This is a genomic window from Bacillus sp. 1A (assembly GCF_052682215.1).
Window position 1 is genome coordinate 2,786,687 of sequence record NZ_JBQYLZ010000001.1, and the last position, 22,352, is coordinate 2,809,038.

The following is a 22,352-nucleotide window of genomic DNA, read 5'->3' on the forward strand; positions in this document are numbered from 1 at the left end:
ATAGTTTCATACATATCGCATTTGAAAAATATTTCCTATCTCTCTATGTCTTTTTATTTTCCTTATAGAATCCTTATAATTGTCGTTTACTCTAGAATTACAATATACGAGGAGGAAGTTTAGGATGACTGAGATGATGTTAGAAACAAAAAACCTTTGCAAAACATTTAGAAAGCAAAGTGTAGTACAAAATATTTCGCTTTCCGTACCGAAATATGCAATCTATGGATTACTAGGTCCTAATGGGGCAGGGAAATCGACAACTTTAAAAATGATAACAGGTATGCTTATACCTACTTCTGGTGAGATTTATTTTGATGGTCATAAATGGACACGGCAAGATTTACATTCTATTGGTGCTTTAATTGAGTCTCCGCCGCTTTATGAAAATTTAACAGCAAGAGAAAACCTTCAGGTTCGTACGACTGTTTTAGGTTTGCCTAAATCAAGGATTGATGAAGTATTGCATGTTGTGGAGCTAGAGAATACAGATAGGAAAAAAGCGAGGGAATTTTCTATGGGGATGAAGCAACGATTGGGAATTGCGATTGCACTGCTGAATCATCCGAAGTTTTTAATATTAGATGAACCGATGAATGGACTAGATCCTTTTGGGATTCAGGAATTAAGAAAACTAATCCTTTCCTTTCCCGCAAAAGGAATTACTGTCATTTTATCTAGTCATATTTTAAGCGAAGTAAGTCAAATTGCAGATCATGTTGGGATTATATCAGGCGGTGTATTGGGGTACCAGGGGGAGTTGAATAAGGATGATGATCTGGAAGATTTATTTGTACAAGTGGCTGGAAAGTATAGAAGGGAGGCATAAGAAATGAATCTATATATTGCATCTGAAAAAATTAAAATTAAACATACTTTTTTGAACAAACTTATATGGCTAGTTCCATTTGCCACAATACTAATTGCTTTTTTATTATCGGCGGATTATTTTCAATTATCTAGTTACAATTGGTGGTACATTACGATGCTTCCAGGAATGATTTCTTTAAGTTGTGTACTTCTTGTGGAGAAAGATAAGAAAATGAATAATCGTTCTATCTTATCGTTACCAGTTTCATTAAAACGAGTATGGATTTCTAAAGTGTTACTAATTTTAGGGATTTTGAGCTTTTCATGCATACTTTTTTTCTGTGGAATCCAGTTATCTAGTTTACTATTAAATAAGGAGAATTTCCGAATCATTCCTACAGTAAATGCGCTATTAGGAAGTGTTCTTTTAATCGTTACTTTTATGTGGCAAATTCCGATATGCTTGTTTTTAGGTAATAAAATAGGTCTATTTCCGACACTTCTATTGAATATAGGGGCAAATGGACTTTTTGGGGTTATATTAGCAACAGAAAATATTTGGATGATTAGTCCATACACATACCCAAGTAGACTTATGATTCCTATTTTAAAAATACTACCAAATGGTCTATATGCAGAAACCGGAAGTGTAACGTTCAAACCAGAACTCCTTTCCTACGATGCAATTCTGCCAGGCGTGGCAATTTCTGTCGTGTTGTTCATTTTGTTCACTTATATGACGGCAAAATGGTTTGAAAAGCAGGAGGCAAAATAATATGGCGCTTTTGTCGAGGATATTAAGAGCTGATTTTATAAAAATGAAACATACGATTTTTTTCTGGATACATATAGCGATGCCAATCATCGGTATTGCTCTTTTTTTAAGTTATTCTTCCATTTCAAAAGTTGATTCTATAAATAAGGTTTCAGGATATATTCAAGTATTATCGATATCTTTTCCGTTGCTAATTAGCATTGTGTGTTCTTCTGTTGTGGAACAAGAGGCTGTGGCAGGGAATTTTAAAGAACTTTTATCAACGGAATACGGAAGGCGTAAAGCATTTATTAGTAAAGTATGTTTACTTTTAATATGTGGGTTTTGTTCAACTATGTTGGCAGTCGTTGGGTTTGCGGTAGGGTTTCATTTTCTGTTAGGGCAAAATGACTTTCCATTTGCTTTGTATGTTAAAATTTCCGTCATTCTTTTTGGTTGTCAAATCTTTATGTATATATGGCATCTGTTCTTAAATTTTCGTTTTAGTAAAGGTACTTCCATTGGGATTGGAATTATAGAAATCTTGCTGGCAGCTTTAATGCTTACAGGGATGGGAGATGTGATTTGGAAATACACGCCATGTGCGTGGAGTGTGAGATTATGCAATTATTTTTTGGAACACAAATTGAGTCCCGATTCTATTCATGTCTTACAAGTAGAGGCAAAAATGGGAGCGGTGATTTGCGTTTGTTTCACGATCATTGCATTTGTTATTTCCCTTATGTGGTTTTCCTTTTATGAAGGACGCAAAGAAATGTAAATGCATTTGTATTATAATGGAAACGAGGGGGAGATTCTATATGGCAAGAATATTAGCAATTGATGATGAGGACGGTATCCTTTATATTATTAAAAGTGCTTTAGAGAAAGAAGGTCATGAGGTAACGGCCGTTAGTAATCCTCTTACAATATCAAAGGATAAATTTTGTCATTATGATTTAATTCTATTAGATGTCATGATGCCAGAAATAGATGGATTTACACTGTGTAAGGAAATACGAGATTTGGTCGATAGTCCAATTGTGTTTCTAACTGCCAAAACAATGGAGAAGGATCTGATTACAGGGCTTAGCCTCGGCGGAGATGACTATATTACAAAACCTTTTGGAATTGGAGAACTGCGTGCGAGGGTGTCTGCACATGTAAGGCGTGAGCATAGAGAAAAGCAAAATGCATTTTTTCTATCAGGTCTTACATTTCATCTATCATGTAAAGAAATATGGCATGAAGATACATCTATCGCATTTACGAAAAGTGAGTACGGAATTTGTGAATATTTAGCCTTGAATCATGGGCAAGTATTTTCAAGAGAAAAGATTTACGAAAATGTTTTTGGATATGAGGGAGAAAGTGATAGCCAAGTAATTGTAGAACATATTAAAAATATCCGTCAAAAACTATGTAAGTATGATATGAATCCAATAGAAACGGTGTGGGGAATTGGTTATAAATGGAGAAAGTGAAAAAACAAGTAAACCTTAGCAAAATATTAATCCAGTATATCTTTGCATTTTCAATAGGGACGATTGCATTAGTCACTTTTTTTATGATTCTATTCCAAATTGGAGTTAATGCAGAAATAATCCTTCCAGCAAATTATTATGAAAAACAGATTGAGTCGCAAAGAGAGTCCATAGTTAAAGCGGAACAGGACGATGATGAAATTTTAAAACAATATAAATATGCTGTGTATGATTTGTCAGGAAACGTTATACAAGAGAATATTAATAAAGATTATGCAGGACGAATATGGAATAACATACAGAATGATGAAAAAGGTGATGGTAAGTACTACTATGCAATTATAGAACGCGATAAAGATATTTGTGTCATTCTATATACTTTACATGCTAATTTTAAAAATCCTTTTTTGCAGAAGTATTTACCGAGTCCGGAAGTTTGTGAAATTGTCCTTTTTATTTTATTATTTGTTGCTGAAGTGATATTTCTATCTCGTTATTTTGGCAAATCATTGTCAAAGGAAATGCTGATTTTGAGAAAGGTAACGGATAAAATTCAAAAGGAAGATTTAGATTTTCAAGTAGAACAATCTAAAATAATTGAAGTGAATGAAGTATTAAATTCTTTAGTAAAAATGAAAGATGAATTGAATAGTTCCTTACGTACACAGTGGGATATGGAAACGAATAGAAGAGAGCAGATTGCTGCTTTGGCGCATGACATTAAGACGCCATTAACAATATTGAGAGGGAATGCAGAGCTATTAAATGAATCAACACTAGATTCAAATCAGAAAAAGTGTAATGAGCATATTTTGAAAAGTGTTGATGAGATGGAAATGTATATGAAAACTTTACTCGACATTACGAAATGTGAGGAAAGCACTTCACTTCAATTTAAGCAAATAGATCTACATAACTTTATTCATAATATTATAGAAGAAAGTGCGATTTGTGTTCTGGGCAAACAGTTAAATTTAATTAAAAATGTTGAGGATATACCAAATTTGATTCATGTTGATGAGACTGCTTTGAAAAGGGCCATTATGAATATAATGATGAATGCAATTGAATATTCTCCAACAAATGGAGACTTAATGTTTTCAGTGGAAATGATTAGTGAAAAATTACAATTTATTGTCGAGGACTCGGGAAGAGGGTTTACAGAAGAGGAAATAAATTCAGCTACAGAGCAGTTTTATAGAGGAGATAAAAGTAGAAACTCTAAAAATCATTATGGAATGGGGTTATACATTGCTAAAAATTTTGCAAAGCAACACGGTGGAAACCTTTACTTAAGTAATTCGAAAAAGCTGCGTGGTGCAAAAGTTGTTTTGGAAATATCAGTGTAGTAGAGAGGGTACAGGCTACAACAAGTCGCTCCTTTTTCATATAATTCTTTTATCAACTAGCGATAACCCAACCTATTTGTACATATATGCTTTCTCAATATTTTGTAAGGGAAGAGGGTTTTAATTTACAGACTTATCAGAATTATATAAAGTGTAGATAAAACCATAAAACGGGGTGTTCTTTATGTGTACGAGTTTGACATTACAGACAAAAAACGGTCAGCATCTATTTGCAAGAACGATGGACTTCACGTTAGATTTGAATCAAGAAGTAATAATCATTCCTCGACATTACCAGTGGAATAATATAACTGGTGAAATCATTAATACGAAACATGCTACGGTCGGAATGGGTATTAATCATCAAGGAAGGATCATTATGGCGGACGGAGTAAATGAAGCGGGTATGACATGTGCGACACTCTATTTTCCAGGATTCGCTACTTATAGTCAAAGCGTAGATGACAATAAAACGAATTTGGCTCCATTTGATTTTGTGACTTGGAGTCTGACACAATTCAACTCTGTCAAAGAGTTAAAGGAATCTGTAGATAGCCTTACCTTTTTGGATATACCATTACCGGATTTAGGACTTACGCCACCACTACATTGGATTTTAGCGGATAAATGGGGAGATTGCATTGTACTGGAGCCGACAAATGAAGGATTAAAAATGTATGACAACCCACTAGGAGTGATGACGAATAGTCCGGAGTTTAATTGGCATTTACAAAATTTAAGACAATATATAGGCCTTAAATCGCAGCCATTCGCGCCAACAGAGTGGAGTAACTTATCATTAAGTGCTTTTGGTCAGGGATCGGGCTCAATGGGACTTCCAGGAGATTTCACCCCGCCATCAAGGTTTGTACGGGCAGCATATGGCAAACAAAACATTCAAGGTATAGATAGCGAAGAAGAGGGAGTAACGGCCCTTTTTCATATTTTATCAAATTGTGAGGTTCCTAAAGGCGGAGTAATAACAGAAGAAGGGGCATTAGATAATACTATATATACAAGCGTAATGTGTATGGAGTCCGGAACATATTATTATCATACCTACGATTGTAGACAAATTATAGCTATTCATTTATTTCATGAAAATTTAGATACAGATGAGATTAAAGCTTATCCGTTCCAACGAAAACAAAAAATATTTTATGAAAACTAAGTAGCTTTGAAACAATGTTTGGTGAATTTCTGAATATATATAATAGAGCAAATGACATATATAATTCTTGGGTGCTTCTTTAACTTTGTGATTTATCATAAAGTTACTCCTTTTTTCAATGACTCCAACGAGTAAAAATATGCTAGTAGGAGCATTGGCTAAGAAACTTATTTTTTCATTAAACTAGCTTTTATTTCTTCTAGAAGGCCCATTAAAGTGCTATTAGGTAAAATAAACATGGAAGTACTTTATTTATAAATAGTAAAGAACAAAAAAGGTATGGAAAATATCCATACCTTTTTTGTTCTTCCATTATCTATGTATAAAAAAGCGCTGTATATCAGCACTTTTTAAAAATACGTGGGTTGTATAAGAAAGATTTATATAATAACTATGCAAGGTTTAATATAGATTCTTATTTGATTAATTGTTATAAGAGTCTATAAGGTTATTTATTTTTATTATTATTAATTTTTTCCGTATATAACACCTGTTCTTTATAGTGTTTTTTAATTGGGAAAGTATGTGTACCAGAGCCGTTTTTGAAAGTTTTATTGATGGGGTTTTTTAGCGGGATTGTTGTAGTTTCAGTAAATTCATATGGGTAATTTATTTTAGATTTATCTTCAAACATGAAAATGCCTCCTTTTAGGATTTCCTGAATTCTTTACTATAACATGATATGCATATAGATTTTTTTTGGACTAGTTATTTATAGAGGTTAATGGAATTAAATTACGTAACTACTGAAATATTTCAAAGGAAAACAATGTGAGAAATATATGATAATGCTTCTTTTATTTATTAGGGAAGGGAATGCTGCGTATATATTCGTTATAAATTGTTTTTATAATATGGGTTTATATAGACTTTTCCTGATAATATAATGCGGGAGATTATAGTGTTATTAGGTTATTAGGAACATTTAATGCTGTTTCATAACTGAAAGGAAATTGAAAAAAAACTGAAACTTTTCTCATAAAAATTCAATCTAACTTGAAAAATGAAAGGAAAATGAAATTTTCCAAAAGATATTCTTTGTTAAGATAAAAAGCATACATACAAAAAGTATTGACATATCTTAAAAATGTATTTTCAAGATATAGTGGGGGAAAAGATGAGAGTAGAAAAACAATTAATAAAAAAGATGTATTATGAAACATTCCTAATGGAGAATGAAACAAAACCACCTATTGATGTACTTGGAGAAGCTTATGTAAACGAAGAAAGAAATGAGATTTCTGATGGATCTTACATTCGTTTTGCACAAGGTGAATTTTATTATCGCCATCAAGATTTTGAAGCAGCTATTTTTAAATGGGAAAAAGTTAGTAATGAATTAGCACCATGGGCACAAAAAAATATTGCCGATGCTTATTTCGAGCTTAATCAATTACCAGTTGCTGAAAATGTTTATACGTCCATTACTACTGATAATATAATATTGATGACGGAGATTAGATTACAATTACTTTCTCTTTACATAGAGCAAAATAATTTTGACTCTGCTTTCGCTGTTATTAAAGAAGCAGTTTCTTTAAATCCGGATTATCCAAATGTCACAAAAATTGCCCGTTCCTTTTATGAGGAGCAGCAAGATTTTGATAGTGCAGTAGAGCTTGCTGTGAATGAGTTAATTCGAACAGAATCTTATCCGTGGTTTGAGGTTTTAAAAGGATATATCGATAAAAGATTTACTAAACATATTTCACCAGATTATTTTTATGAAGTATTAGTTACGTTAAATAATGTAGATCAAGTACAATTTACGCAAATGGTTTCATCACTTTGGAATAGTTATAAAAACGAACAAAATTACTTATCATGGCTTAACACAATAAATGAATTTTTCTTACATATCGAAATACATTCGTCCGATATATGGGACAAAATTTCTTCTCTTTACGAAGGAACGTACTTTGAATTAATTCAAGGTCAATATATCCTTAAACAATTGTACGATATCATTCCAAACTTGTTAACAAATTGGTTAAAGGTTGTCAATCCATCTTATGCTGTATTTCCATCTGCAGCTGTATTGGCATGGGATGAGATTTTCCCTTCCGAAATAGATTCAGCAAATATAAAACATGCTGAAAACCTGTTGTTATATTCTATTAATCATGTGGATGGCTTAGAGTATAGTTTGCATCTTTTTGAATCTATTACAGAGTGGGCACAAAAACATAATATAGAAATGGGTCACCGATTTAGATGGTTAGTTGGCGAGCTCGCAGATTTAAGTACAAATCGCATTTTAGTAACGGGAACTTCAGGAAACGGAAAAACTACATTTATTAACTCTATAATAGGAGAAAATATATTAGAAAAATCAATTTCAAATGTAGTAGTTTTAAAAAATGATGCGCATACAGAAATTAACGCCATAACAGACTTAGCAATTACAACAACTGAAGATGTCTCGGATTACCATAATATGATGTCTCAGCACCATCAAACATATAGAGATAGAGCATGTGTTGAATTTAAATTACCATGCAGATTTTTAAGTGAAAATAAACTTACATTTGTAGTTACACCTGGATTTAATAGGAATAACGATACTAGAGATGAGGTATTCGAATATTTAAATTCTGTAGACGAATTACTATTCGTATTGAATGCGGATTCACCTTTTACTGACAAAGAACGTGATATTCTATTAAGCATTCAAGAACATACACCAAATTTACAAATTCATTTCTTATTAAATAAAATCGATAACATTTACAGTGATGCAGAAGTGAAAAGAGTATTACATGATACGCAAGCGAGAATAAACACATATTTCCCGCATGCGAGAATTTTCCCTTACTCTTCGTTATATACAAGTAGTCAACAATTAAATGATTTAACTGAGTTTATTCATTTTAACTTTAATCATAAAAATGTCGATGCAGAACGTACGGAAAAGCTATTGTTTTTCATTCGAAAAACAATTACATATCTATTGGATAAACGCGTTGAGAAAGAAAACAATTTAGTGGATTCTATTCATTGGAATGAAGATATGCTAGTGAAACTAAATGGTAGCATTAATAATCTTACTACTTTTGAGAAGGAAAAAATTCATTTCATTACAAAATCATATCGCACAATGAAAATGGAAATTACGAATGAACTTACTGAAAATATTCCGAAGATATTACAGAGTTGTTCGGATTTAATTAGTGAAGAAAGCGATTTTAGGCACATTGATACGGAACTAAATAAAGCGATGAATGAAAGAGTACATAAATATTTAGAACAAACTGTATTACCTAATTTTGCTCTTTCTATGAAAAATTGGATTGCGATTTCTAATAATGAGCTCCTTCAAAGTCAATCGTACTTAGAAGAACTTAGTGAAGGACTTAATTCTTTATTTGGAGAAAATCGAATACAGTTAGAATGTGATTTTAAAGTGCTTGATGACTGGCGCAGAGATACTGACAGAATGACGACTAGAATACAAATGGATGAAGTAAATATTTTACGTCGCTTTACGCCAGCACAATTTTTACTGAAAAGTGCCGGTAAATTATTTGGAGTTCTTCCTAAAAACAAAGGTATGCTATATAACAAATACAAACAGTATGTAGAAAATGAAGATTATACCGAGGTAACGGCTTCTATTATGAAGAAATTTTTCTTGCAATTTGAGTTATTTGAAAACACGCAAGAGCGGGATATTAACATATTCTTTAGGAATCCATTTAACTCCTTGAAACAAGCTGTAGAAAACACTCATTTAGAAATACAAGAAAAACAAGAGATGTTACATAAGATGAAATCACAACCTGAAGTTTATCATGATTCTATCATGCTCTTTGAATTGAGATTACGTCAATGTGAAGTAATTTTAAATATAGGTGATGATCATACCTATACAGATGTAACTTTAGAAACAAGCGTAGAATAAAAGTAAAACATATCAGATTTTTTATAAGAGAGTAAAAGGGAGCAACCTTAATGAGTTGCTCCCTTTTCATATTTAGATTATTTTTCAGTCTCTTTAATTTTAGTTTGTACTTCGCCAGTTTTAACTTTATTACTTTCTGAGAAACGTAATAAATCGCCTTCAATAATTTTGTCAGACATTCGTAATTCGTTTTGTGCACGGTTAATGAGTGCTTGTGCTTCTTTTTTTGGTAAATCTACAATTTCACCTGTTATGCGATCATAGAAAGTGTTGTTTGTGTATGCATACTTCTCTGTAATAAAGCTACCATCACGTAAAACAACAAAACCGGTATATTCATCTGAAAACATATCATGACCAAAACGGATATCGTTCGTAGTATCAATCCCAAGTAAGTTTAGAATAGTAGGTTTCATATCGATTTGTCCCGTAGGCTTTGAAATCGTTTGACCTTCTGTTTGCCCAGGCATATGAATATATAAAGGTGTACGTTGTAAATTTAAAGTATCAAATTCTGTTATTTGATCTTTTTCTAAAAACTGTGCCATTGCGCGATTGTGTTTTTCAGAAATGCCATAATGATCACCATACAACACAATAATAGAATCATCATACATTCTCTCGGCCTTTAAACGCTCAATAAATTTTTTAATTGATTCGTCTAAGTAACGTGCTGTTACGATATAACGATCAAATACGCCATTACCAGAGTTGTATGGTTCAATGAATTTTGTATCTTCATCATACGTAAATGGATAATGATTCGTTAAAGTAAGGAAACGAGCATAAAAGGGTTGGTCAACAGTTTTTAATATATCTACTGATTGATCAAAGTATTCGATATCTTTTAATCCCCAATTTAAATTTGTTTCGGGCGTAATTTTGTAATCAAGTTCATTATAGTAACGATCATAACCGAGAGCAGAGTACATAATGTTACGATTCCAAAATGTTGCGTTATTCGCATGGAATACAGAAGTGAAATAACCTTGCTGACGTAAAATCTCTGGAGTCGCAGTATAATCATTGTTACCGTGCGTGAAAAATACAGCTCCTCGATTTAATGGATACAGCGACGTATCGATTAGAAATTCAGAATCGGATGTTTTTCCTTGCCCAGTTTGGTGGAAAAAGTTATCGAAGTAATAGCTTTCATTTATGAATTCATTCAAGAATGGTGTAACTTCTTGACCGTTAACTGATGCGCCTATTAAAAAGGTTTGTAGGGATTCAAGAGTGACAACAATTACGTTTTTTCCTTTTGCTGCACCAAACATGTTAGGGTTTGGCTCACTTTGGTTTGCCTTTACGTAGTTTTCAGTTTCTTGTAATTTACTACTATCAGCAAGTGCTTTTTGTGATCCTGCTTTTACTTGTAGTGTTAAATCATATACTTGATGAGTGTATAGTCCCAAATTTTTAACAAGCATGACTCGGTCGAATGATCTCGTTAATAGTTCAGGTCGTTCTTTTTCTGCAAGGTGTAGATTCGCAAAAAATACACCAAACGTTAAGAGAAAATATAACAAGCGTGCCGGATGAGTTACACGTCCTGTTTGGAAGACTAGTGCCTTCTTCTTTAACAAAATAAAGAAGAAAATAATGTCTACGAAAGCGAGTATAATTTTATAGTTCAATATTTCTATAATACTGCCGCCTAATTGGCCGAAGTTTGATGTTTGTCCAAGTACTGGTAACGTAACGAAATCACTATAAAAATCATAGAACATTACATTCCCAACAAGTACGATTGTTAATAAGAGATTAATACATAGAGCTATATAATTTCGCTTTTCACCGGTTGCAAATAATGCTAATCCGACAAAAGCTAATGATGCAGCGAGAGGGCTAATAAACAAAATAAGCTCTTGTGTAGAAGACTCAATTTTTAAATCGAAACTGAATCTTGTAATAAGATATGTTTTTAACCATACTGCTAAAGCAATTATTAAAACAAAGCTTATATTTTGCATTTGTAAATTGATTTTATTTTTCATTTTTACACCTTCTTTATACAATTTATTTAACTTGCTTTATATATTATATTTTCATAACTATTAGAGTATAATGAACCATTTAATGGTTTCTAAAGGTAATAATATGAAGTATTCATATACGTACAATGGGGAATTTTAAAGCGCAAATCTATTTTTGGAAATAGAACAGAAAAAGTCATAGTTGTAGTAAAAAATACTTATAGACATCCTAACATATTAAACACTATGATGATGTTACAAAATATCGAACAAATGAAAGTGGAAAAGAATAGAGGCTTTTAAAACTGTTGACATTCAATTTGTTAGAATTGAATGTCGATAGTTTTACCATACATAGTTATGTTAAATATGTATCTCGTAAAATCCCGATTCTTGGCGGGATAATCATTAGCAGGGGAAGGACAAGGTACATAAATAAAGTGTTATGGAAGTTAAAATATTTGATTGCTATCTTAATGAAAGAAATTAAATATGAGATAAATATTTTCCAACATACAACCCACTTGCAGCAGCTTGAGATAATGAATGAGTGACGCCTGAACAATCTCCAACTAAAAATAGTCCATGCACACTTGTTTCAAAATGGTTATTGGTTTTTATCGTAGGAGCATAGAACTTTCCGTCAATTCCATATAATAAAGTATCTTTATCGATTGGTTCCTGGATAAATTGTTCTAAACGTAATAAAAATTCTTTAAGCCCTTCAATATATAATCGAGGAATTTCTGTATTCAAATCTCCATAATCTCCTTGTAGTGTAGGCTGTATACGGTTATGTTTCATGCCGTTCTCTGTTGTAGGTTGTTTATTTAGTAAGTCCTCTAAGCGCTGTATAACAATTCGATCTTGTCCTTGGTTAATGCTTTTAATAATTGAACTTGCGTATACATTTGCTTCTTTGAGAGTTGAAAAATAGCGCGGGATAAATAAAGTGAAATTTAAGTTAGGTGTGCCAGTTCCTTCCTCTCGAAAATTTTGACCGTCAGGCATAACTAAACCTTCTTCGTACTTTCTAATGATGCGTCCTTTTGGATTCATACAGTACGTAGTTGCGGTGAAGTGTTCATGCTCATAAGAAAGTTTTGTCTCAAATGTATCTTTTAATATAGAACGTAATTGGTGTTCGTTCATCTCTACTCTAATCCCTAAATCTACACGAGTTTGCTCCTGAGAAATATGGAGAGAAGTGCACATTTTTTTTAACCAATCCGCTCCAGAACGCCCAGTTGCAAATACTAGTTGCTTAGATTGAACTGTTCCTTCATTTGTCTCTATTGTAAAATGATCTTTCTGTTTCATAATATGTTGTACATCTATATGAAATTGAATATTTATTTTCGTAAGTAAAAATTTATAGAGTTGTTGAAAAATGTCACTTGAAAGGGTAGTACCAAGATGTCGTACTTCTGTTGTTAGCATTTGTAAACCACACGTTTCTGCTCTCTTATTGAGATTTGGATTTTCTGTAGAGTATTTTGAAACAGAACTTCCTCCGAACTGACATAGAATTTCATCTACTTCAGCCATGAGTTGAATAAAGCTTTCTTTACCGACTTTTTGCTCAAGTTCTCCGCCAAATCCGTTTGTATAATTAAATTTCCCTTCAGATTTTCCTAAACCACCAAACCCAAAATATTTATCACATGTAGTACAAGTACACACTTTTCCTTCGTCTAAAGGACAATGGCGATCTTCTAGCGCTTTACCTTTATCAAGAATTAAAACCTTTTTGTTACTTTTAGCCAGTGAATAAGCCATAAAAATGCTACTTACTCCAGCACCGATAATTGTAACGTCATACATATTTTTCCACCCGCTAACGAATAGTTTGTTTTTATTTTTCTAGTGTATAACAATTTTATGAAGTTAAGAAATAGCTTTTATTAATAAAGAGGGAGTTTTTGAACTTGATGCTTTTTTAATTTCTCGGAGTGGTGGGATAAATACAAATGTTTTTATTTGAAAGAAGAAATAGTTTTAAATAATCACTATGTCATATGATTAATAAAATCTAACATATAAAGAAACAGACCTTTCAAGTGAAGAGGTCTGTTAATGATTTCAAATGTTATTTAGCAAACAGATGGTTACCAATTACTGCTACTGTTTGACGTGTCGTAATCCATTTGTCTGTTGATGTTTTTGGATTATAGAAATAAAGCCAATCAGAATGTATGCCATTTGTGGAGATAGCTTCTTCTACTGCCATTTTTGCTTCTGGGCTTGCAGGCTGATTAATTCTTCCATCTGTAACAGGAGTAAAGGCATATCCGTATTTAATAGGTTCATAAATAACGCCTGTTATTGTATTTGGAAAACCTTTTGCGTTTACACGATTTAGTATAACTTTTGCTACAGCTACTTTACCTTTATAGGATTCGCCACCTGCTTCAGCAGTAACTAAGCGTGCCATTAAGTCTTTTTCTTTTTCTGAAATGCTTGAGTTAATTTTTAAATGTTGTCCTGTATAAAGCTTGTTTCCGGCTGTATTGTTAATTTGTTTTATAGATTGAACGGTAACATTGTAACGCTTTGCTATCGTTTCTAATGAATCTCCCTGTTGTACTTGATAAATAATTTGTCTAGAAATGTTTGCAGGTTTGGGTTTGGCATTTTGACGAACGGTGATTTCATTTGAGTTCGTGGACCCTGGAATATTTAACTGTTCACCAATAAAAGTTTGATCGTTTCCTTTATTATTAGCCTGTTTAATGGATTGTATTGAAACCCCGTATTGTTTACTAATGCCCCAAAGTGTATCATTCTTTTTTACTGTATGAATGGTAGATGCTTCAGCTGTACTTTGATGACATACGAATGTAATTGCAGCTGCAGATATAGGGATTATATGTTTTATTTTTAATAATTTCATTGTAAATCCTCCTAGCAAAAATAAGGTGAAACTGTTAAGTAATGTAGTTCAGAATGTCTATACATAATATTTTAATATAAGTATATTAGCACGTATAAAATAAATAATCATCATAAGTTTCTTATTTATGCAGTGTAGAGTCCGAATATGAAATATTGCATATGAAAATACATTGAAGTTCATATTGCTGATTACTATAATCTATTTAGTAGAAAGGGAATATGTTATATAAATAAAATCATTATAGATTAATATAATGATTAAATATTGTTAATAGGAGGAGTGATGTAATGAATATATTTAAAATAATATCTGTTTCAGCTGTAATTATCTCAATATTTTTAGGAATAGGGGACACGGTCAATATTGTAAATGCTGATTCTATAGAACAGCAGAGTAAATTAGGGATAGAACAAGAAACAGATAAGAAAATCATTGTAAAATTCAATGCGGATTTGAAATTACCATATGAAGATGGTATTGAAAAACAGATACAAGCTCAAGCAAGTGATAAAGTACTAGAAGAACTTTTGGTAGAATATCCAGATGTAACATTCACTCGTTTATTCATATCTGTAAGTCCAGAAGAAATACAAGACCTTGAAGTGAAAGCACCCAATAATGTATCTACAAGTTTATTAAACTACTATATTCTTCAAACTCAAAATGGTGAGCAGAAAGAAGAACTAGTAGATAAGTTAAAGACATCTTCTTTAATAGAAGATGTGTATATGCAGAAACAAGAAAAAATAACGCCACCGGAAGTGCAAATATCAAGTGTAGCTCTTAGTCCTAATAACAATCCTAGATTTAAACAACAAGGTTATCTTGAAGCAGCACCATACGGTATTAATGCGCCTTTCGCCTGGGGGGTTCAAGGCGGTAATGGAAATGGTATAACTTTTGTTGATATGGAATATGGATGGCTATTAAATCATGAGGATTTAGTACATCAAAATATTGAATTAATGTCTGGAAGAAATACAGATCAGCATGTTGGACATGGGACGTCTGTACTAGGAATTGTATCCTCCGAAGATAATGAAGTGGGGAATATTGGGATTGCGCCAAAAGCGAAAGCGAAAGTGATTTCTCAAATAAGGGATAACGGACAGTATAATACAGCTGATGCGATATTAAGTGCTGTAAATCATTTAGAAGCTGGGGATGTTTTATTATTAGAGGCACAAGCTTCCTTTGATGGATATGGTGATAAATATTTACCTGTTGAAGTACAACCAGATATCTTTGATGCAATTCGTGCTGGTACAGATAAAGGTGTTGTAATTATAGAGGCTGGAGCAAATGGATGGAATGATTTAGATCAATTTAAAGATAGAAATGGTAAACAAGTCTTAAATCGTAATAGTAAAGATTTTAAAGATTCAGGTGCAATTATGGTAGGAGCGGGCTCTTCATCTTTCCCTCATGAGCGTATGTGGTTTTCAAATTATGGAAGTCGGATTGATGTGTACGGGTGGGGAGAAAATGTAGATACAACTACAGCTGAGCAAAGTAGAAGTGCTGTAAATCTTTATACTACAAGCTTTAGTGGAACATCTAGTGCGTCGCCAATTATTGCTGGGGCAGCGACTTTAGTACAAAGCATTGCTAAAAAAAATGTAGGACAACCGTATAGACCAAGTGAATTAAGAACGATATTAAGTAACCATAACACTGGAACGAAATCTAAAAATCCATATGCAGATAAAATTGGTGTTTTACCAGATTTGAAGTCTATACTAGTAAACTTAGGGTATGAACAAAGAGAACCAAACGGTGGGAATGAGTTACAAGTAACAGAAAATGAACCAAATAATGAACATAGACAGGCAAATAAAGTTAACTTTCATACACAAATGAAAGGAACACTACATAATCGTGATAAGGTAGATGTATTTACTTTCCAAATTGACTCACCAGAAAATATTAATATTTCTCTACTAAATGAACAAAACATTGGAATGACATGGGTACTTCATCATGAATCAGATTTAAACAACTATGTAGCATATGGTGAAAATGAAGGGAATGTAGTTAAAGAAACTTATAATGCAAAGCCGGGTAAATATTATTTATATGTTTATAAGTATGAGAATAAAGATGGTTCATATATATTGAATATAAAATAAACGAAAGGAACTTCAGATGAAGTTCCTTTAAATTTTTCTAATTCAGTATATGTGAATGATTTTTTAACTTTACTTCTATGCAATATTTCATATTGATGAAATGTTATTTATTTTTTACTCACCAGATTATATTATATTCAATAAGTTTGATATAAAACAGAAAAAGGAGGAATAATAATGAGCAATAAGAAGTTTATTTTGAAATTATTCATATGTAGTATGATATTTATCACATCTGTATTTGCTTTACATGATAAGCAAGTCGTTGCAGCTAGCTCTGTTATTGAACTTGAAAATTGGTCAAAATGGATGCAACCTATACCTGATAACATCCCGTTAGCACGAATTTCAATTCCAGGAACACATGATAGTGGTACGTTCAAATTACAAAATCCAATAAAGCAAGTATGGGGAATGACGCAAGAGTATGATTTTCGTTATCAAATGGATCATGGAGCTCGCATTTTTGATATAAGAGGCCGTTTAACAGATGATAATACGATAGTTCTTCATCATGGGCCATTATATCTTTATGTAACACTGCATGAATTCATAAACGAAGCGAAACAATTTTTAAAAGATAACCCAAGTGAAACAATTATTATGTCTTTAAAAAAAGAGTATGAGGATATGAAAGGGGCAGAAGGTTCATTTAGTAATACGTTTGAAAAAAATTATTTTGTTGATCCTATCTTTTTAAAAACAGAAGGAAATATAAAACTTGGAGATGCTCGAGGGAAAATTGTACTACTAAAAAGATATAGTGGTAGTAATGAATCTGGAGGATATAATAATTTTTATTGGCCAGATAATGAGACGTTTACGACAACTGTAAATCAAAATGTAAATGTAACCGTACAAGATAAATATAAAGTGAGTTATGATGAGAAAGTAAAATCTATTAAAGATACGATCAATGAAACGATGAACAATAGTGAGGATTTAAATCATCTATATGTTAATTTTACAAGCTTGTCTTCTGGTGGTACAGCATGGAATAGCCCATATTATTATGCCTCTCATATAAATCCCGAAATTGCGGCATATATTAAACAAGAGAATCCAAAAAGAGTTGGTTGGGTGATCCAAGATTATGTTAGTGATAAGTGGTCACCGATTCTCTATCAAGAAGTTATAAGAACTAATAAGTCACTTTAAGTTTCACCATAATCTCATAGAAACAATGTAACGCTATTAAAAGTCTTGTGGAATTCCCATAAGACTTTTTAGTATTTGATATTATGAGAATCAAAGTTCTTTGAATAGGTTTATATAGTTAATATAATAATTTAATGCAGTTATAAAATCGACACAAAAAATTGTCGATAAATGTCGAATTTTATTGTAATATAAAACATATAAGTCTAATATATAGATGAAGTGGATTTGTTGTCTTTTATTAAAAATAGTAAAATTGGAACGAAATTAAATGTGTTAGTCATTATATCGAGTTTGGCTTGTATCATGTTATCTTCTCTAGGGTTTTTAGGGCTTCAAAAAGGTGAAAATACATCTTCTAGTATGTATGACGAAAGGCTATTACCAATTGAATGGATAGGAACTGTAGAATCAAATTTTTACCATGTTAATATGAATTTTATGGAGATTATGATATCGAAAGATGAAAAAAGAATGAAAGAACTAATAACAGAAATGGATAAGACTAGGAAAGAAAATGATGAGTTATTAAAACAATTTGAAACTAGAATTAGTTCTCATAAAGAAAAGGGCTTGTATAATGCATTTCAAAGTCAATTCAAAGATTTAAGAATACAAATGAAGAAAGCACAGGATTTGGGACTGATTAATAATGAAGAAGCGTATAGCTATTATTTAAAAGAAATTGAGCCTAATATGGGAAAAACAATTCAGTCTATTCGTGAACTTATTTTATATAATAATACCGAGGCTGAACAACTACAAAAAGAGAATATCAATAGTGTGAAAAATACAACAATAACATTTGTAATTATTTCATGTGTTGGAATCATAATAATTATTTTTATTGGTTTTATAATAAAAAATGCTATAAAAAAACCAATTGTATTATTACAAAAAGATATGGAACGAGTATCTGCTGGAGATTTAACAATTCGAACTTCTTATAAATCCGAGAACGAATTAGGCCATATTGTACAATCTTTTAATAGTATGTTAGATAACTTGCAACAATTAGTCGGTCAGGTGAAGGTTACAGCAAAAGAAGTGATTATTTCAACTGAAAATATGTTACAAGAGACAAAAACGGCAGCAAATATATCAAACGAGGTTGTTCGAACTACTTCTGAAATAAATAAAGAAATAGAGGGACAAGTGACTAGTATTCAAGAAAGTTCAACTGCGATGGAAGAAATTGCAACTGGAGTTCAAACAGTAGCTGAATCTTCAGCGATGGTTGCTGAAGTTGCTGTTGCAACAATAGACCAAGCAAATGCTGGTAGTGAAGTTATAAAACAATCTATTCGTCAAATGAATAGTGTGAATGAAGTTGTCGAAGAAACTGCTAAGGTCATTGATAGACTTGTTACACGTACACAACAAATTGAAGAAGCGCTAGATATTATTACTAATATTGCAGAACAAACGAATTTACTGGCCTTAAATGCTGCAATTGAGGCAGCACGCGCCGGAGAAAATGGAAAAGGATTTGCAGTAGTTGCAGCTGAAGTAAGAGGTCTGGCTGAGAAATCTAAAACGTCTGTAAATGATATAAATAATTTATTACGTTTTATACATCAAGATACACAGGATACAGTTCATGTAATGAAAAAAGGTCATCAACAGGTTAGTGGTGGTAAAGAAGCAGCATATAAGGCAGAACTCACATTTTCATCTATTATGCAAGATATTAATAGAATAACGTCCCAAATTCAAGAAGTGTCTGCTGCCACAGAAGAAATGTCTGCTGGGACAGAAGAAGTGAATGCCTCTTTATCAATAGTTTCTGAAACTGCAACACAAGTCGCACAAGAAACGAATCGAACGGTACAATCAATTCAAGCACAAGCCACATTGATTCAAGAAATAACGACGAAATCTAATGAAATGAAAAAGAAAGTCGAAAATTTAGAAATGCTAATTTCACAATTCATTATTGAAGAATAAGTTTGTTAACATTTATCATTAGTATAAACTTTAAGATACTCAATATAGTCTGCGTTGCACAATTTGAAAAAGGACCTTTATAGGTTCTTTTTTTGTAAATGGTGTGAATGCTATGTTCTATTATAGTGAAAAACAGAAACTTAATAATCATTTAAATTTGTACCTATAAATTTTATATGTAATAATGAATTTGATTTATTCTAATGAAATGGAGGTATATACTATGAAGTTTCCACATGATTTTTTATTCGGAGCCGCTTCAGCTTCTTATCAAGTAGAAGGTGCATGGAATGAGGATGGAAAAAGTGTTACGAATTGGGATGAGTTTTCAAAAATTCCTGGCAAAACATACAATGGAACAAATGGTGATGTAGCGGTTGATCATTATCATCGATATAAGGAAGATGTTCGTTTAATGGCTGAGATGGGATTGGAATCGTATCGTTTTTCGATTTCTTGGGCGAGAATATTGCCGACTGGAGATGGAGAGGTAAATGAAAAAGGCATTAAATTTTATAACAATTTAATTGATGAATGTTTAAAGTACGGGATTGTACCGTTTGTCACTTTATATCATTGGGATCTACCATTACCATTAGAAAAGGATGGTGGGTGGACGAATAAACGAACAGCAGATGCTTTTGTAAAGTATGCCGAAATTTGCTTTAAGGCATTTGGTGATAGAGTGAAACATTGGATTACTTTTAATGAAACAGTAATGTTTTGTGGATTAGGCTATTTAAAAGGTGCACATCCACCAGGAATACAAAATGATGTTCCAAAGTATTTTCAAGCGACTCATTATGTATTTTATGCGCATGCGAAAACAGTTGCGGTGTACAAGCAGCTGAAACAATATGGGGAGATTGGGATTACACATGTTTTCTTACCTGCTTATAGTGTGGATGAGGAAAAAGAAAATATACTAGCAGCAAATCATGCGAATGAATATGAAACGTATTGGTATTATGATCCAGTTTTAAAAGGTGAGTATCCACCTTATGTTGTTCAACAATTAAAGGAAAAAGGGTGGACTCCTAATTGGACGGTTGAAGAATTAGAATTCATTAAACAAAATGCCGAAAAGAATGATTTTATTGGCTTGAATTATTATCAACCAATACGAGTAGAAAGATACGATATGGATATAAAGAGCGATGAGCATTCTCGAGAAAACTCAACACTTGCTCCAGGTAATCCTTCTTTTGATGGTTTTTATCGCACAGTAAAAATGGATGATAAAACATATACAAAATGGGGATGGGAAATATCTCCCGAAGGTTTCTTAGATGGATTGCATATGTTGAAAGAGCGTTACGGTGACATAAAGATGTATGTAACGGAAAATGGACTTGGTGATGAAGATCCAATCATTGAAGGAGAAGTTGTAGATGTTCCGAGAATTAAATTTATTGAAGAGCATTTAAAAGTAATAAAGCGTGCAATTGAAGAGGGAATCAATTTAAAAGGTTATTATGCATGGTCAGTGATTGATTTATTAAGTTGGTTAAATGGGTATAAAAAGCAATATGGCTTTATTTTTGTCGATCATAATGATAACTTAAAACGTAAGAAAAAACTTTCGTTTCATTGGTATAAACATGTGATCGAAACGAGAGGAGAAGAGTTATAACAGATAAAAGAGTATTTTAGGAGAAAGTGTATGAGTGCAAAGTATAAACAAATTGCAGATGTGTTAGAGCAAAACATTAGAGATGGGCTTTTTAATGAAACGAAAAAACTACCTACAGAAGAAGCTTTGATGAATCGGTTTGAAGTAAGCCGTAATACGATACGTAAAGTAATTAGTCAGCTTGTAAATAGAGGTTATATTTTTCAAGTGCAAGGTAGTGGTATGTTTTTACGTGAAACTTCTGTAACAGATTACATTAATTTAGGAAGTTTACGTGGATTAACGAAAAATCTCGTTTCGCAAAATATTGAAACGAAAGTGTTAGAGCTTGAAGTAATAGATGCGGACGAAGATATAGCAAAGCGGATGCAATGCGAAGCTGGAACTAGGATATATTTTTTGAAGCGTTTAAGAATTGTAGATGGTAAACCATTCTCTATTGAAGTAAGTTATTTCAAAAAGGATATTATTCCATATTTGAATAAAGAAATAGCATTAAGCTCTGTATACAGTTATTTCATTGAAGATTTACGATTAAATATTGGCTTTGCCGATAAAGTTATTAGTTGTGAAAAAGTAAATAAAGAAAACGCGCAGCTGTTAGAATTAAATGAAGGTGATCCGGCGCTTCTTATTGAAAATACAGTATGTCTTGTAAACGGGACAATTTTCGAGTTATCTCAATCGATGTTTCATTATGAAAAGACTAAACTTTTAAATCGAATTAATTTCAAATAAAAAAAGAAAATAATTTATCGTGTGAAAAGCAACTGAGTCCAAAGTGATCAGTTGCTTTTTATTTTCAAAGTGGATGAGCAAAAAAACACAAAAGTGGTTGGTCCGTTTTTGGCAAACATACATTATGATAAGAGAAGAAAGGTAGTATGTTATTAACGTTTTAAAGAGGAAGTTCTTTATTAAAATAGATTGTCTTTAGAGAGGTGAAAATACAATGAGTTTTGCAATTTCACTAGTGGTTATTATTGTAATTGTATCGCTGTTTGGGACCGTGCTAGTTGCACGAAATGTGGAGGAGAATTACAGCAAGTCTACAAAGAGAAATGTGAAAAACTTATCAACTATTTATATTCTCCTTCTTTTTGTACTACTTGTTGGGGTAACGTGGTATGCGGTAGTGATTTAA

General features: G+C 32.3%; 17 protein-coding genes. 13 read left to right on the forward strand and 4 right to left on the reverse strand.

Annotated elements, in window-relative coordinates:
* Positions 1-124: 124 nt before the first annotated feature.
* The 6 genes from ACUN0F_RS14210 to ACUN0F_RS14235 all read left to right on the forward strand — a co-directional run bounded on the left by ACUN0F_RS14210 (position 125) and on the right by ACUN0F_RS14235 (position 5,568).
* On the forward strand, positions 125-829 hold the full coding sequence (locus ACUN0F_RS14210) for a lantibiotic protection ABC transporter ATP-binding protein (RefSeq protein WP_445539571.1): 705 nt from the start codon (positions 125-127) through the stop codon (positions 827-829).
* A gap of 3 nt (positions 830-832) precedes the next feature.
* On the forward strand, positions 833-1,585 hold the full coding sequence (locus tag ACUN0F_RS14215; RefSeq protein WP_327987934.1) for a lantibiotic immunity ABC transporter MutE/EpiE family permease subunit: 753 nt from the start codon (positions 833-835) through the stop codon (positions 1,583-1,585).
* Between the two features lies 1 nt (position 1,586).
* On the forward strand, positions 1,587-2,345 hold the full coding sequence (locus tag ACUN0F_RS14220) for a lantibiotic immunity ABC transporter MutG family permease subunit (protein ID WP_327987932.1): 759 nt from the start codon (positions 1,587-1,589) through the stop codon (positions 2,343-2,345).
* A 40-nt stretch (positions 2,346-2,385) separates the two neighbouring features.
* A complete protein-coding gene (locus ACUN0F_RS14225) occupies positions 2,386-3,048 on the forward strand; it encodes a response regulator transcription factor (RefSeq protein ID WP_445539572.1) in 663 nt (220 codons plus the stop codon).
* Positions 3,036-4,397: a sensor histidine kinase gene (locus ACUN0F_RS14230; protein WP_445539573.1), complete on the forward strand. Its 1,362-nt coding sequence runs from the start codon at positions 3,036-3,038 to the stop codon at positions 4,395-4,397. The genes ACUN0F_RS14225 and ACUN0F_RS14230 overlap by 13 nt, the downstream gene beginning before the upstream one ends.
* Positions 4,398-4,581: 184 nt before the next feature.
* Positions 4,582-5,568 carry a choloylglycine hydrolase family protein gene (locus ACUN0F_RS14235; RefSeq protein ID WP_445539574.1) on the forward strand — a complete coding sequence of 329 codons (987 nt, stop codon included), beginning with the start codon at positions 4,582-4,584 and terminating at the stop codon, positions 5,566-5,568.
* A gap of 448 nt (positions 5,569-6,016) precedes the next feature.
* On the opposite strand, the gene ACUN0F_RS14240 is transcribed toward ACUN0F_RS14235, so the two are convergent.
* A complete protein-coding gene (locus tag ACUN0F_RS14240; protein ID WP_000461129.1) occupies positions 6,017-6,202 on the reverse strand; it encodes a hypothetical protein in 186 nt (61 codons plus the stop codon).
* A gap of 483 nt (positions 6,203-6,685) precedes the next feature.
* On the opposite strand from ACUN0F_RS14240, the gene ACUN0F_RS14245 reads away from it, so the two are divergent.
* On the forward strand, positions 6,686-9,469 hold the full coding sequence (locus ACUN0F_RS14245) for a dynamin family protein (protein ID WP_445539575.1): 2,784 nt from the start codon (positions 6,686-6,688) through the stop codon (positions 9,467-9,469).
* A 77-nt stretch (positions 9,470-9,546) separates the two neighbouring features.
* Here ACUN0F_RS14245 and ACUN0F_RS14250 read toward each other — a convergent pair whose 3' ends face one another.
* The 3 genes from ACUN0F_RS14250 to ACUN0F_RS14260 all read right to left on the reverse strand — a co-directional run bounded on the left by ACUN0F_RS14250 (position 9,547) and on the right by ACUN0F_RS14260 (position 14,338).
* Positions 9,547-11,466, reverse strand: coding sequence for an LTA synthase family protein (locus ACUN0F_RS14250; RefSeq protein WP_445539576.1), 1,920 nt, complete (start codon positions 11,464-11,466; stop codon positions 9,547-9,549).
* Positions 11,467-11,931: 465 nt separating this feature from the next.
* Positions 11,932-13,269 carry an NAD(P)/FAD-dependent oxidoreductase gene (locus ACUN0F_RS14255; protein WP_445539577.1) on the reverse strand — a complete coding sequence of 446 codons (1,338 nt, stop codon included), beginning with the start codon at positions 13,267-13,269 and terminating at the stop codon, positions 11,932-11,934.
* Between the two features lie 265 nt (positions 13,270-13,534).
* Positions 13,535-14,338, reverse strand: a complete 804-nt coding sequence (locus tag ACUN0F_RS14260; protein ID WP_046956510.1) for a cell wall hydrolase — start codon at positions 14,336-14,338, stop codon at positions 13,535-13,537.
* A 290-nt stretch (positions 14,339-14,628) separates the two neighbouring features.
* Here ACUN0F_RS14260 and ACUN0F_RS14265 point away from each other — a divergent pair, with 290 nt between their 5' ends.
* From ACUN0F_RS14265 to ACUN0F_RS14290, 6 genes are all read left to right on the forward strand, one after another.
* Positions 14,629-16,470 (forward strand): S8 family peptidase, encoded by a 1,842-nt coding sequence (locus tag ACUN0F_RS14265; RefSeq protein WP_445539578.1) that lies wholly within the window; start codon positions 14,629-14,631, stop codon positions 16,468-16,470.
* A 177-nt stretch (positions 16,471-16,647) separates the two neighbouring features.
* Positions 16,648-17,628 carry a phosphatidylinositol-specific phospholipase C gene (locus ACUN0F_RS14270; protein ID WP_445539579.1) on the forward strand — a complete coding sequence of 327 codons (981 nt, stop codon included), beginning with the start codon at positions 16,648-16,650 and terminating at the stop codon, positions 17,626-17,628.
* A 231-nt stretch (positions 17,629-17,859) separates the two neighbouring features.
* Entirely contained in the window at positions 17,860-19,575 is a 1,716-nt protein-coding gene (locus ACUN0F_RS14275; protein ID WP_445539580.1) for a methyl-accepting chemotaxis protein, read from the forward strand.
* Positions 19,576-19,798: 223 nt separating this feature from the next.
* Complete coding sequence (locus ACUN0F_RS14280) at positions 19,799-21,208, forward strand: glycoside hydrolase family 1 protein (protein WP_445539581.1); 1,410 nt, start codon at positions 19,799-19,801, stop codon at positions 21,206-21,208.
* A gap of 30 nt (positions 21,209-21,238) precedes the next feature.
* Positions 21,239-21,946, forward strand: coding sequence for a GntR family transcriptional regulator (locus tag ACUN0F_RS14285; protein ID WP_046956514.1), 708 nt, complete (start codon positions 21,239-21,241; stop codon positions 21,944-21,946).
* A gap of 214 nt (positions 21,947-22,160) precedes the next feature.
* Positions 22,161-22,352: a hypothetical protein gene (locus tag ACUN0F_RS14290; protein WP_445539582.1), complete on the forward strand. Its 192-nt coding sequence runs from the start codon at positions 22,161-22,163 to the stop codon at positions 22,350-22,352.